This is a genomic window from Prolixibacter bellariivorans ATCC BAA-1284 (assembly GCF_000621705.1).
GTDB lineage: Bacteria > Bacteroidota > Bacteroidia > Bacteroidales > Prolixibacteraceae > Prolixibacter > Prolixibacter bellariivorans.
The window spans coordinates 59,607-73,096 of sequence record NZ_JHXO01000011.1 but is presented as its reverse complement, the minus strand read 5'-3'; the positions used below and the strand labels follow the sequence as shown (position 1 = coordinate 73,096).

Here is a 13,490-nt window from a genome sequence, read left to right as displayed (position 1 = left end):
TTTGCTCCGGAATCATATCGAACAGGCTCGGTTTCAGGTTTTGAGAGGAATCATTGTTCTGAAATAAAAATAAATGTAGTTTTGCGGCTTGTTTTTTACCAGGGGAAAATACTTAACCTAGATAAGCTTTGTTTTCACCGTTCGGAACAGACGGAGCAATTGCCCCGAAGGAAGTCAATCAATCGAAAATGAGCGAATTAATTAATAGCCTTTTACAGCGTGAAGCTGAAGCAATATCAACCATTCCGATCAACAATGGCTATGAAGCGGCCGTTGAAATTCTTTACGAAAGAATACATTGTAATCACGGCAAACTGGTAACCAGTGGAATGGGAAAAGCCGGACAGATTGCACTGAACATTTCAACCACCTTTAGTTCAACCGGGACACCAGCCATTTTTCTGCATCCGAGCGAAGCACAACACGGCGACTTGGGCGTATTACAACCCAACGATGTATTGCTGCTTATTTCCAATTCAGGGAAAACCCGGGAAATTTTGGAACTTATCGATTTAGCAGAAAATTTGTATCCCAATCTCCCGCTCATCGTAATAACAAGTGACGACAAGAGTCAACTGGCCTTAACGGCTGATGTGGTGCTTCCTACCGGGAATCCCAAAGAGCTTTGTCCGCTGGGCCTTACTCCTTCAACTTCGACGACTGTTATGACAGTTATTGGAGACGTACTGGTGAACCTGATGATGCGTCGAATCGAATTTACAAGCGAAGAGTATGCGAAGCGTCATCACGGAGGTTACTTAGGACACAAATCACGCCGGTTGTCCATCGGAATGGAACAGCTGGCAAAAGAAAAATCATAAACCAACGAATCATGCGTATTACAAGAGAAAACACAACTGGGTTAATCATTGATATCCAGGAACGATTGTTTCCGGTAATGAATAACAAAGAGACATTACTTGAAAACTCAAAAATACTGGTAAAAGGACTACAGGTCCTGGGAATTTCGACCGTTTTTACGCAGCAATACACAAGTGGCTTGGGAAAAACGTTGGATGAAATATCCAGTCTGGTACCCGGATTTACGTATTTCGAGAAATCGGACTTCAGCAGCTATAACGTGCCCGAATACCAGCTTTTTCTGGAAAAGAAAAATTGCGAGAACGTCATTATTGCCGGAATCGAATCGCACGTATGTGTTCTTCAGACAGCAGTGGACTTGAAGCAAGCAGGATATCATCCTATCGTGGTAATGGATTGCACCGATTCCCGAACCGATGCCAACAAACAACTGGCCATGGAGCGATTCCGGCACGAAGGCATTATGATGACCTCTTATGAATCGATCCTGTTTGAACTAACTGCATCGGCCAAAGCTGCTGAATTTAAAACCGTATCGAAACTGATTAAATAATTTATCATCTCAGATATTTGCGGTATGCCGTGTCAAATTTCGACGCGGCATTTCTTTTTGCATACTCCTCAAAAATCCATATTCATTCTCTCTATCGATTCCTTTCGTTGAGGTGTGAGCAGTTTTCCCGATTTACTTTATCTTTATGAAAACAAAAGACACATCAGACACCTGAATGACCGGAGTAATACCATATCTAACGGTTCTGTACTATTTAATCGTTATCGTTTTTTTCTTCTCTATCCTGCTGAGGAACAAGAACCCGCTCAAAACTCAGTCATACCTGCTATTGCTGGTTTTGCTGCCCATATTAGGTGTTATCATCTACCTGTTTTTTGGTATTGATACCCGTAAACGGAAACTTTTCTCCCGAAAAGCTATCGCCGATCAGAGATTATTGAGGGAATGGAGCCAGTATTATACTGATTTTCTGTCGAAAAGTAAATCAGACCTGGTCGAGTTACTTCAGGATAAATGGCGAATTCCATTTCTGTCGTGGCGAAACAGTTTTGCCCCGCTCTTTCTGCAGAATACAGTCACCATACTGAATAATGGTGAACAAAAATATCCTGTACTATTTGAAAGATTGTTGGCAGCCCGACATCACATCCATATTGAATACTATATTATTACCGAAGGAAAAATATTTGACCGGATTTGTGAAATTCTGGAACAAAAAGCACGTGAAGGAGTGGAAGTCCGGTTGATTTATGACAGTTACGGCAGTCGAAAATTAAAAAATAAGACGCTCCAACGGCTGGAAAAGGCAGGAATACAAACGGGTGAATACAACTCGGTATTATTCCCTCGCTTTGCCAATCGCCTGAATTACCGGACACACAGAAAAATTGTTGTCATTGACGGGGAAGTTGGATTTACCGGCGGCATTAATCTATCAGACAACTATGTGAATGGTAAGCGGAAATGGCCAAAGCGCCCCAAAATGTGGCGCGATGTTCACTGTATGATTGAAGGTGACGCCTGCTATTCATTGCAGCTGCTTTTTTTCCTCGATTGGTATTTCGTCCGTAATATCGCATTGAATATTGGACCCCGTTATTTTCCGGTTGAAAACAGCGAAGGCACATCGCCAACCCTGGTCGTGGGGAGTGAGCCTGATTCGGATAGTCCGAACATTATGGAAACCTATTTTCAGCTAATCTCCCTTGCACAGAAGGAATTATTCATTGCGACGCCCTACTTCATCCCCAATGAAAGCATCATCACGGCACTGAAAACCACGGCAAAATCGGGTATACGAGTAGTTCTTCTTCTACCTCAGGAGAGTGACTCATTTATTGTTTCAGCGGCAAGCTACACCTACCTGGGCGAGTTGATAGAAAGCGATGTGGAAATTCACCTTTACCAAAAAGGAATGCTTCACGCCAAAACAATTGTCGTTGACGGAGAGGTGGCTTCGGTAGGAACGGCCAATATGGATTACCGCAGTTTCGATTCCAACGCGGAAGTAAATGCCATCATCATGGACGAAGAAGTAGCCGGAAAAATCAGGGCCGATTTTGAAAATGATCTAAGAGATTCCCACGGATTATCTCTCGCCGAATGGGAAAACCGACCTGTCTTTCAGAAACTAATCGGCTCGGTTGCCCGTCTGATTGCTCCGTTATTGTAACACAAATTCACTCAACGACGATACATACTTTTTAATTCATCAGCTTTAGCGGCATAAAAAGATTGAGCTCCCGGTTTCGGATCAGTACATAAAAAAACCTTCAGGCCGTTTTCACGGAAATTGACATCATCGATTTCGCCAATTTCCCGATAAGTGTTGAATAACTTATCAATATCTCCCACTTCGTCATTGATATAAATAAACGCTCCGCTTCCGAGAGAATCAGGAGCCCACAACAAGTAACTATCATCAAAACTAATCGGTTCGGGGAGATCATAAGCATGTCCGTAAAAATGAACAGCTCCCGCCTCACCATAGTTTTCGGCGTAGATATGGCAATTGGCTTGCTGAACCGGAGTCAGTTGGTGATAAGCTTTTGCCGTCAGTTTGGCCAGCTCACTCCAACCGGTCATATCCGCATAATCCTGTGGAATTTTATGAACCTTTCCATCCTCCCACGTTATAATACCGGGACCAATAACCTTTGTCACCGATTGGCAATAAGTCGCCATTTTATTCATCGGAAGAACGGGCATTGCCAAAGGTAAAATCGGAATAAGCAATAAAACCGATACAACCGGCAGGGCAAAATTGATCCATCTCCATTTTCCCGTCAGGTATTTTTCCATCACATAACCACCCCCGGCAAACAACATGGGATAAGCTCCCAACGTATAATAAGACTTCCCCCGCGATAGAATCAGGATAAGTAAAACCATTAAAAAGGTGACCGCGATGGGACGAAATTTACGCTCATTCCGGGCAATGAGCAAAACCAGCAATCCCGCTATCCAAACCCACAACGAGGCAAAATGAAACAACAGCTGTGCAGACAAAAAACCCGAAAGAGTCACGTTTACCAATTGGGTTCGCTGCAATTCGACCATATGGTGTACGACAGGCCAATCATGCTCATACTGCCAAATCAGGTTGGGAAGTATGATAGCCAGACCAATCATAATACCCAATAGCAATTGCTTACTCCAAAGCATTTTCCGATAAGGACTTAATAAAAGAGACATTCCCCACGCGACAACGAGAAATACGATGGAATACTTTGCCAGAAAGCCAATACCGATAACAAAGCCAAGCCAGGGCCACAACTGCTCGTCATTCCGGTTGATCATCCGAATAAAAAGATAAGAAGTCAGCAACCAGAAAAACTCGTCGAAGGAAACCGGTTGAAACAAAGCATTCGAACGAAGAAAAGCCACCGAGGTGAGATACGCCATTCCGGCAATAAAAACAGCCAGTAGTCGTCCTCCCATTTCCCTGACAAGAAATCCGATAGTGACCAACGAAGCTGCTCCCAATAAAGCAGGCACCAACTTAATCGCAAAAATGGAATAACCCGCTGTATGTCGTATCAGAAAGGAAACAATCCCGATAAGTGGTGGTGTCGAAATGTATCCGGTTGCCGGAAAATCTCCCATGGCAAAGTAGAGCATACCGTCGCGATGCAACTCGTAATTATAAGCTGTCAACATATGGATGACGACTATCGTCAAAGCAAAACCGGCGATCATCCAACCAAAAAGGACGTTCTCTTTCCTGCTGTTCATAGCTTTCACAATAAATTAGATTATTTATTGAATGGAAATTTACAACATTCCGCTCAGTTGGTCATAGGTACAAAAAAAAGCCCTCTGGCTTTGAGGGCTTTTTGACTTACGATTATTAAACTAATGTCATCTCTTGCGGCGAAACTATTCTCTCCATTTACTAGTCTGCTAAACAATTATCTACGACAATAATATTGTTCAATCAGCTCGGGAGAGATATCGAGATTCATTACCTCATCATGTTATCGGTGGACAAAATTAAAGCTTATTATTAATTAGACAAATTATAAATAAGAGAAGCGTAAATATGCGACACCTCTTAACAATTTCTTAGCATTTACCACTCCATCATGTCGTTCCATCGCTCATTCAATTAAACAAAACAATTATGGATTCAGATTGCATGAATAAGAAAGACTACCGCTTTAACATTTGCGAGCAGGAAAAACTGGTTTGGATGTACTCATCATTTCTTGGTGACAAGATTCTGAGTTAATCAACAGGCAGCATTCAAACAAAAAGCCGACTTTATTAGTAGAGCCGGCTTTTTGTATTTTATTATTTCAATATTTATAATTCATCCGAATTGTAACTTTTCACCATGTCGCGCATGTTGTAAGTCGACGCCATCGACTCTCCGTAAGCACCGGCCGAATGTAACGCAACCAAATCACCTCTTCTCGCTACGGGCATTAAGGTTCCACGAGAGAAGGTATCAGAAGATTCGCAAATCGGGCCTACCACATCGTATTTCACCAACTCTCCATTCGAGGTCAGATTCGTTGCCTTATGAGTTGCTTTGTAAAGAGCCGGACGAATCAATTCTGTCATGCCGGCATCTAAAATCATGAACTGCGTTTCGAGTCCCTTTTTCACGTAAAGTACACGCGAAATCAGATGTCCGCACTGTGCCACCAGCGAACGTCCCAATTCGAAATGAAGTTGCTGACCGGGCTGTAACTCCAGGTTATCGTGAAATGCTTTGAAGTAGGATTTGAAATCAGGAATGGGTTCCATTTCAGGATTTTCATAATTAATACCCAATCCACCACCCACATTGATGTGCTGCAAGTGGAATCCATTTTCGACAAACCACTCCTGAATTTTATTCACTTTCAACGAAAGCTGCTCAAACACTGAGATATCAGTAATCTGCGAACCAATATGGAAATGTATTCCGGTTAACCGAATATTTTTTAACGAGCGAAGCCGTCGACCAACCTCGTCAAAATCCCAGTGATTGATCCCAAACTTGTTATCTTTTAATCCGGTTGTGATGTATTCATGCGTTTGTGGGTCCACGTCGGGATTGATGCGGATAGCCACCGGCGCCACTTTACCAATTTCGCCAGCCAGCTCGTCAATCACCTCAATTTCCGGAATCGACTCACAGTTAAAACTGAAAATATCGTTTTTAAGCGCGGTACGAATCTCCTTATCGCTTTTCCCTACGCCGGCAAAAGCTACTTTTTCGCGGGGAATTCCGATTTCAATTGCTTTCGCTACCTCGTTTCCACTCACGCAATCGGCTCCCATACCCGCATCGCGAATTACTCCCAGCAAAGCATCGTTGGCATTGGCCTTCACTGCATAATGCACAATGTAACCATACTTATTGCTTTCCTGCTTTACTTCGTCGAGGGTCCGGCGCAACAAATCAAAATCATAAAAATAGAAAGGCGTTTCGAGTGCCCTGAATTTTTCAATAAACCGGTTATCTATCATCGAATGTTATGCGTTTAAAACTTTATCACTAAGCGCTTCAAGTGTCGCTTGTTTATCGCGGGTATTTACGAGCACCGAAATATTATGGCGGCTTCCTCCATAGGAAATCATCCGGACGGGAATGCCTTCAAGTGCGTTGAACACACGCGCAGCATATCCCTTTTCACCAGCCACAATGTCTCCAACAATACAAACAATGGTTTGTTTCTCGTCGACAATCACTTCGCCATATTCCCTCAATTCCTTCAGAATTTCCGGCAAATGATGGTCGTTATCGATGGTCAGGGAAACAGCCACCTCTGAAGTGGTAATCATATCGATGGGCGTTTTGAAAAACTCGAAGATTTCAAAAACATTTTTCAGGAAACCATAGGCGTTCAGCATTCGCCCTGAGCGAATCTTAATGGCCGTAATGCCGTCCTTAGCAGCCACAGCTTTAATTCCGGGACCACTCGATTCAGCTGTAATCAGTGTTCCCCGGCTTTCAGGTGCCATAGTATTCTTCAAGCGAACCGGAATATTATTGATCATCGCAGGATGAATGGTCTGCGGATGCAAAATTTTTGCACCGAAATAGGCCAGCTCAGCAGCTTCGTTAAACGACAGAAAGTCTACTCGATGCGTATTCTCAACAAAACGCGGATCATTATTATGAAAACCATCGATATCCGTCCAAATCTGAACCTCTTCACTCTTAAGTGCTGCACCAATCAGCGATGCTGAGTAGTCAGAACCTCCGCGCTGTAAGTTGTCAATTTCCCCTTCCGGATTCCGACAGATGAACCCTTGAGTTATATAGTAATCAGCCTTGGGAGAATTTTCCATCAGCTCAGCAAGATGGGTTCGGATATAAGTAGTATCAGGGGATTTATCCTTATCGATTTTCATGAAATCGAGCGCCGGCAAACAATAGGCATTGTACCCATTTTCCTGCATCAGGATAGTAAACAAATTCGTCGAAAGCAGCTCACCCTGAGCCAGAATCGTCCGCTCGCCCAGCTCGCTAAAATCACCTACAGCAAACGATTTTAGTGTTTCAAAGTGCGTTTCAAGTATCTTTTTTCCTTTCTCTTTATTCTCACTCTTCTCAAACAGGTCATAAACAACGTTGTAGTATTTCTTTTCCAGTCCGCTGATAACGCCCAACGCCGCCTCCTTATTCCGTTTATACAAATAATCGGAAATTTCGACAAGACTGTTGGTTGTTCCCGACATGGCCGATAAAACAACGACTTTGCGATCACCATCTGCGATAATTTTCATTACCGCCTGCATGTTTTCAACGGAACCTACCGAGGTTCCTCCAAATTTCAAAACTTTCATTGGTCAATCCTCTTTAACCGTTTAACCTGTTGCAATTTTCAAAAGCAAAACTACAAATTAATCAAAGGAAAAATGGATTCGACAAAGGAGGTAACGAAAAATTCACTTACAAATCGTAAGCAAAAGCTGTTTTTTACTGAAAAGATTCAAGCTTGGGAGTGAGTATTTCAGAAATACAAAGGGAGTAAAGTCAGGAGAAACGGGTTGGTACATGGCTCAAAGAATCGATCACTTCGCAACCAGTTTCGGCAAGTCTTTCGTGCGATTGATGACCATTGGCAACCAGAAGACAATGACAGCCAATGGCTTCGGCTACTTCAAAATCATGAATCGTATCGCCAATCAGCAGAACCTGCTTCGGAGAAACAGCAACATCTTTTATTAATTGTTTTCCATTCTCGATTTTTGAAGCGGCGTAATGATTGTCCAAACCACGGATCATCTCAAAAAAGGGGAAGATGTTGTTTTGTTTTACATTTTCAACAAGCGGCTTCTGCTCCATCGCCGAAAGAATCAATTGCCGCACGTTCTTAGATTGAAGCATCTGGAGAACATCCGTTGCGCCATTCTGTAAACCGCAATCAGGAACGTCGCGGTTGTAAATATCGATATACTCCCGGGCCGGAACTTCAAAAGGCTCTTTTTCAAAATCAAACCCGATTTTGCGGTAATAATCTTTTACAGGAAAAGTAAATACTTCGCGGTAGCGATCGGTTGAAAGGGCGGGAAGAGAGCGCTTCTCCAATAATTGATTAATAATCCGAACCGACAAACGCAGATCATCGAGCAAGGTTCCATTCCAATCCCAAATGACAGTCGAAATCTTCATTTATTTCCGATGGCATTTACAATTTTCGTAATTGAAAACAGGCGCGGCATACATTCCCAGCCACAGTTGCATGGCTTCGTCACGGTCCTCGTTCACCAGTTTGAGTCGCTGGTGTGTCAAATCAAGAAACTTCTCTTTCTCTTCTGCCGTGTACTTACCTGCATATTTTTGTGTCTGATAAAAAATATCGTAGGCAATGTAATTATTCGGCCAAAGCTTGAAGTTCCGGTAAATCTCCACATCGATATACTCGGAGAGAGCCCTTAACGCTTTGTTCGTATTTCCAATTTTGGCAATCTCAGCTAAAGGTTCTCCTATCGGTTTACCGAATTCGAAATGCACATGTCCCTTTTGATTCTTCAGGCCGCTCACCATACTCCACAAGTCATCCTTCTCCGTTTTCGTGAAGTCGGGATGGTTTTGTCTTTTCAGCAATTCAGCCACCTTTTCATTCCCGCAAGGTTCAATCTCGTAAGAAATAGAAAGTGGAACGAGGTTCAGTTCCCGGAAACCAGTTTCGAAATCAGCCTGATTTGACATGTTCATCATTTTCAACACCGAAACCTGGGTCTGGTCGTTACCGTCTTTAGTACGTCCTTCGCGTTGTGCGATCCATACCGAATCACTACGATTTTGAATGGAATAGCGAATATATTCTGACAATGTTTTAGAGGCTGTCAGCATCTGCTTCACCGGAATATTTCTTTTCACCACAAAAGCCCGGTTCAGCTTAACCATATCAGTAATCCACTGATAAATCAGCAAGTTGCTACCAATTGCAATTTCAGTGGTATTCAGTCCGGCTTTTTTAATCTCCACATTCATCAGGGCTGCATCCAGAATGATATCGCGATGATTGGAAATGAAAACATAGCTTTGGTCTGGCTCAATATTTTCCAATCCACCAATGCTGATTCCTTCGGTACTATTGTCAATAATTTTGTCCAGATACGGTAACATGAAGCGCGTCTGAAAATCGTCGACATTATCCGTTAATAAAAGGGCAGATTTGATCTCTTCGACCCGCTCACGGGTTTGATATAGCGTCATCAGTACCTCATCGAAGATGGGATCGGCGACTAATCGCTGCATCACTTCTACAACTTCGTCGTCCCTGTAAGGCCTGATTTCTTCAAATTTTTTTTCGGATTGCATTTTATTGCTAGAATAGATTAAATTTCTGAGCAGCCTTGCAAAGGTATAAAATTACCCGAATGCGCCATAAACAGATTGCTCGGTAACATCTGACCTCCTCTGATTCTACCATCTTATTCGTAAAAGAGCACGGATATCAACACGTGAATCTCCTGCTGTTTCATCGTTTCCCGAGCCCCATGTTGCCAGCCCCGGACGCAGACTGTAACCGCCTTTTAAATATAGAGTAACCACTCTGTCAGGAGCCCATTTCAGGTTGAGATACATTCGATGTCCTTTGCCGTAAAAAGCAGGAATCGAAAAATGATATAAGACATCATTTTCATAGGCATAAATTCGGGAATTGTACCCGTCGGTATTGTACCATGCATAACGGATCCAACACTCTGTTTTCAATTTGCTCAAATGGAAGACCACATCCTGAAAAGCCAGCAAGCCGGTTTCCGTCTCATCACCCTTTCTGTATTCCGCACATTCAACTCGATTTCTCAACGTAACCGATTCCGACATATCCCAATCGGTATGCAATCGTAACCGGGTGGTTGTTTCATCTGCATCTGTTGCAGTAGTAACCTCGTTAGATACTTTATCCGGCCGGGTTTCTGTTTTCCCACGCAAATAGCATTCAAAATCAGGTAACGGCGACCAGGTGAGTTGAGAAAATAATTCCGTACCCGAACCCGGCGACGACGTGTAAGAACGCAGCCAGGGGAAACGATACGAATCAGCATAAAAATCAAGTTTTAGTTTAGGCGCAAGAAGTATTTCTGTACCGAAATAAAATCCGTTTTCATTCCTGACGCCCGAACTTTCGCCAAAAGCATTTCCATAAAAAGAATGAAATGCGCGGGAGTAATTCCGGTAAACAGCAGATACCCCAATTTGCGGATGCGGATGCCAAATAATTCCCTGAATTCCGGCCAATGCTCTGTTTTCGCTGGCAGCAACCTCGCCAAATAACTGGATGGACGGAAAGGCGACCTGATAATCAATTCCAGCCTGCTGATTGGTGTTACCCCGGAAATAATATTGTTTGTACAACTCTTCACTTGGCTGAATTTCACCACTAAATTGCTGACGACTATAAGAAATGCCCGCACGAAAATGAGCGGCTTTCAGCTGCGCATATCCTCCATAAACTCGTTCATTCATAGCCAACTTGTCAGTTTGTTCTCCTTCCGTTCGGTGCAATCCGGAAGTTTGAAGCGATGTAAACACCGGAGGTTCCTCCAGAATTTGGTTGGCATCACGGTTCTTATCCGAAAAAAACAGGAACATTTCAAACGGTCCGGTACCCACCGTCATCGCGCCGCCGCGAAAAAACCGGTTCTCGTCGGTTGACGTATATGCCCGAATACCTTGACCGGACTTCATCGTATTCAGTACATCCGCTGACTTGCCGGCTCCCATTCCGGACCAATAGTTAAGTCCCTGGCCGGTCCGGACATAGTAATCTCCAATATTAATTTGCCTGATAACGCCCTTTCCGTAAACTGCAGCAAAAGCAGAATAAAAATCAAATCCGCTGGCATTGTCTCCCGTAAAAAATTCCTCTCCCGCATCTTTTTCTGCTGTAAAACCAGCCGCCCAACGTTCCGGTTTTTCGTAATGATAACGGGTATAAAATCGTTCCGGTGTTCCCGGATATTTGGGAGGTTCCGAATCTGATGCGCTTTTATATCCCCGACTTTCCGGAAAAAGTCGCTGGCCTTTTAAAAGCAGATAACTCCTTCCCTTCCGGGAATATTTTCGCCCACCGGACTGAGGCTGCGAAAACGAGATAAACGGACTTATTCTTTTTACGATATCCGGGGAAAATCCGGGCAAAGAACTTAATTCATAGGAAGACAAAATGTCGCCATGCTTTTCGCGATAGCTAATAATGGTGGCAATTTGCGAGAAATTCAGAAAGTGTAGCTTTTCCATATCGGCGCCCGACGCAGAATTGATATACAATGGTTGTTCCGCCAGGTGTGTCAGATCCTCCAGAACCAATGCTGATTCTGTTTCATCCTCTGCTGACTCCCGAATCGATTCGATGATCTGTTCAATCTCCTGCTCGCGGGAGCGTTCCTGTCCAATCAAATCGATTGGAAAAAAAGGAATGAACAACAACAATAATACGATATGCCACCTTTCCTTCACCATAAACAACTATAAATTAAAGGTTAGTGAAATCGACGGAGAATATCCCAACACAGCATGATGCGACACTGCCAAATCGGTTTGCAGAAAACTCCAGCGGTAACCAATACCGGCTGCGTAGTTCACCGGTTTCCCGGAAAGCCCTCCCCGCAATGAAAAATGATCATGTGGCTGAAAATCGAAACCGCCATGTAGTTTGTAATTTCCATCCAGGTCGCCGGAGGCTGCCAGATAAGTTCGTAGCATATCACCTAACGGGAACCCCGCTCCAATTTTAAGAGCAGCAGGCAACGTATGACGATTGAGAGTGGAGCGCACATTGGCGCCAAACGGATTAAACAGATGAACGCCCAAGGTTTGCTTTCCCGGTAATTCGTACCGAGCCCCCATCTCGAAGAGAAAAACTCCCTGAGCAGTTCCGTTCTCCGGAAAATCCATCATGTAATAACTGAATTGCAGTCCACTGGACAAACGAGGCCCTAGCTTCTTGGCAAAAGCCAGCCCAAAACGATTTTCGTGGTAACCCGTAATTCCCGTCTGCCACACACTTAATGCGAAAGTTCCGGTTTTGAGAGGCAAACAAACGACACCAGAAATTTCCGCGAAATCACTGGTCATATAACGCTGCTGGTAATATACCGCAGCCGATAATTTTTCCAAACCGGCCAGGCCAGCCTGGTTATAAAAAACCGCGAATGGAGTTTGCAGAGTGACGGAAGCCCCGCCAACAGAAATGGAATAACTGTCTGATTTAGCGAAATCAGCCTGAGCAAAGCTTGAAGTGGTCGAGAGAAGAAAGAAACAAATAAAAAGGTTAAATGTCAGGTTATTGGTTTGATGCATTCCAATTTCGTCAGCTAAAATGGATGAAAAAAAGGCCGGTGGTTGCATAACAACCATCGGCCCCCTGAAAAACTATTAATTAATTTACGAAAAAATGAGGAATGAAACCTAATATTTAATTCGTTTTGTACTGATATTTCACAGTAGCCAATTCCTCATTCGCTTTCACGATTTTTTTCTTCAAATCGTTTTTAAATGCTTTGAACTTTCCCATCAACTCCGCATCGCCGGTAGCCATAATCTGAATAGCCAGAATAGCCGCATTGCGAGCTCCGTTTACGGCAACCGTCGCCACCGGTATTCCGGGAGGCATCTGTACGATAGAGAGGATAGAATCCCAACCATCCAGGCTGGCTTTAATGGGTACTCCAATAACCGGCAGTGGAGTCATGGCAGCAATTACGCCAGGTAAATGTGCGGCCATTCCTGCAGCCGCAATAATTACTTTTATTCCCCGATCGGCCGCATTTGTGGCAAATTTCTCCACCGCTTCCGGCGTACGATGAGCTGAAAGGGCGTTCATTTCAAAAGGGATTCCGAATTCATCCAGAATCTTGGCAGCCCCTTCCATCACGGGTAAATCGGAGGTACTGCCCATAATGATACTAACCTTTGGTTCCATCATTTTGACTATTTATTGGTTGATTAATACAATTCATAAATTGACCGGATAAAAATAATACCAAAAAATAGAAAAGCATTAAAAATCTCTCACTTACTCACAGCAATTATCCGTCACAAAAAAAAGAAATGCTTACCTTTGTCCGGAAATTTCAAGCTTGTATTAAGGAATTCTGACGTTTGTTTATCCGGCCCTGGCAATTGCCCGGGTTCTGTTTTTTCCGGTCGGTATCTTGAAAAATTGTTCGTTACACCTTTTTCAAATCCTTCACAAAGACC

The 13,490-nt window shown here is 43.5% G+C and carries 11 protein-coding genes; 3 read left to right on the top strand and 8 right to left on the bottom strand.

Translation table 11 applies throughout. From position 1 onward, the window contains the following. Window positions 1-188 precede the first annotated feature (188 nt). The 3 genes from T426_RS0115205 to cls all read left to right on the top strand — a co-directional run bounded on the left by T426_RS0115205 (window position 189) and on the right by cls (window position 3,008). A complete protein-coding gene (locus tag T426_RS0115205) occupies window positions 189-821 on the top strand; it encodes a KpsF/GutQ family sugar-phosphate isomerase (RefSeq protein ID WP_025865396.1) in 633 nt (210 codons plus the stop codon). 11 nt (window positions 822-832) lie between these two features. Next, complete coding sequence (locus T426_RS0115200) at window positions 833-1,375, top strand: isochorismatase family protein (RefSeq protein ID WP_025865395.1); 543 nt, start codon at window positions 833-835, stop codon at window positions 1,373-1,375. A 175-nt stretch (window positions 1,376-1,550) separates the two neighbouring features. Further along, window positions 1,551-3,008 carry a cardiolipin synthase gene (gene cls, locus T426_RS0115195; protein WP_027585922.1) on the top strand — a complete coding sequence of 486 codons (1,458 nt, stop codon included), beginning with the start codon at window positions 1,551-1,553 and terminating at the stop codon, window positions 3,006-3,008. A gap of 11 nt (window positions 3,009-3,019) precedes the next feature. Here the strand turns inward: cls and T426_RS23920 are convergent, their stop codons facing one another. From T426_RS23920 to purE, 8 genes are all read right to left on the bottom strand, one after another. Further along, entirely contained in the window at window positions 3,020-4,570 is a 1,551-nt protein-coding gene (locus T426_RS23920) for an ArnT family glycosyltransferase (protein WP_051569003.1), read from the bottom strand. Between the two features lie 570 nt (window positions 4,571-5,140). After that, window positions 5,141-6,295, bottom strand: a complete 1,155-nt coding sequence (gene lysA, locus T426_RS0115180) for a diaminopimelate decarboxylase (RefSeq protein WP_025865392.1) — start codon at window positions 6,293-6,295, stop codon at window positions 5,141-5,143. Between the two features lie 6 nt (window positions 6,296-6,301). Then, window positions 6,302-7,618: an aspartate kinase gene (locus T426_RS0115175; protein WP_025865391.1), complete on the bottom strand. Its 1,317-nt coding sequence runs from the start codon at window positions 7,616-7,618 to the stop codon at window positions 6,302-6,304. Between the two features lie 190 nt (window positions 7,619-7,808). Next, the gene (locus tag T426_RS0115170; RefSeq protein ID WP_025865390.1) at window positions 7,809-8,447 is read right to left on the bottom strand and encodes an HAD family hydrolase; all 639 of its coding nucleotides are present in this window, start codon (window positions 8,445-8,447) and stop codon (window positions 7,809-7,811) included. Continuing rightward, entirely contained in the window at window positions 8,448-9,602 is a 1,155-nt protein-coding gene (locus tag T426_RS0115165) for a 1-acyl-sn-glycerol-3-phosphate acyltransferase (protein ID WP_025865389.1), read from the bottom strand. 105 nt (window positions 9,603-9,707) lie between these two features. Next, window positions 9,708-11,750 carry a ComEA family DNA-binding protein gene (locus T426_RS0115160; protein ID WP_025865388.1) on the bottom strand — a complete coding sequence of 681 codons (2,043 nt, stop codon included), beginning with the start codon at window positions 11,748-11,750 and terminating at the stop codon, window positions 9,708-9,710. A gap of 6 nt (window positions 11,751-11,756) precedes the next feature. Further along, window positions 11,757-12,590, bottom strand: coding sequence for a PorV/PorQ family protein (locus T426_RS0115155; protein ID WP_148303811.1), 834 nt, complete (start codon window positions 12,588-12,590; stop codon window positions 11,757-11,759). Between the two features lie 115 nt (window positions 12,591-12,705). Next, a complete protein-coding gene (purE, locus tag T426_RS0115150) occupies window positions 12,706-13,215 on the bottom strand; it encodes a 5-(carboxyamino)imidazole ribonucleotide mutase (protein WP_234406817.1) in 510 nt (169 codons plus the stop codon). Between the last annotated feature and the right edge of the window lie 275 nt (window positions 13,216-13,490).

What these genes read in the sequence shown, in the direction of transcription:
- T426_RS0115205 (WP_025865396.1), top strand. Translation starts at nt 189, where the DNA reads ATGAGCGAATTAATTAATAGCCTTTTACAGCGTGAAGCTGAAGCAATA.
- T426_RS0115200 (WP_025865395.1), top strand. Translation starts at nt 833, where the DNA reads ATGCGTATTACAAGAGAAAACACAACTGGGTTAATCATTGATATCCAG.
- cls (WP_027585922.1), top strand. Translation starts at nt 1,551, where the DNA reads ATGACCGGAGTAATACCATATCTAACGGTTCTGTACTATTTAATCGTT.
- T426_RS23920 (WP_051569003.1), bottom strand. Translation starts at nt 4,570, where the DNA reads ATGAACAGCAGGAAAGAGAACGTCCTTTTTGGTTGGATGATCGCCGGT.
- lysA (WP_025865392.1), bottom strand. Translation starts at nt 6,295, where the DNA reads ATGATAGATAACCGGTTTATTGAAAAATTCAGGGCACTCGAAACGCCT.
- T426_RS0115175 (WP_025865391.1), bottom strand. Translation starts at nt 7,618, where the DNA reads ATGAAAGTTTTGAAATTTGGAGGAACCTCGGTAGGTTCCGTTGAAAAC.
- T426_RS0115170 (WP_025865390.1), bottom strand. Translation starts at nt 8,447, where the DNA reads ATGAAGATTTCGACTGTCATTTGGGATTGGAATGGAACCTTGCTCGAT.
- T426_RS0115165 (WP_025865389.1), bottom strand. Translation starts at nt 9,602, where the DNA reads ATGCAATCCGAAAAAAAATTTGAAGAAATCAGGCCTTACAGGGACGAC.
- T426_RS0115160 (WP_025865388.1), bottom strand. Translation starts at nt 11,750, where the DNA reads ATGGTGAAGGAAAGGTGGCATATCGTATTATTGTTGTTGTTCATTCCT.
- T426_RS0115155 (WP_148303811.1), bottom strand. Translation starts at nt 12,590, where the DNA reads ATGCATCAAACCAATAACCTGACATTTAACCTTTTTATTTGTTTCTTT.
- purE (WP_234406817.1), bottom strand. Translation starts at nt 13,215, where the DNA reads ATGATGGAACCAAAGGTTAGTATCATTATGGGCAGTACCTCCGATTTA.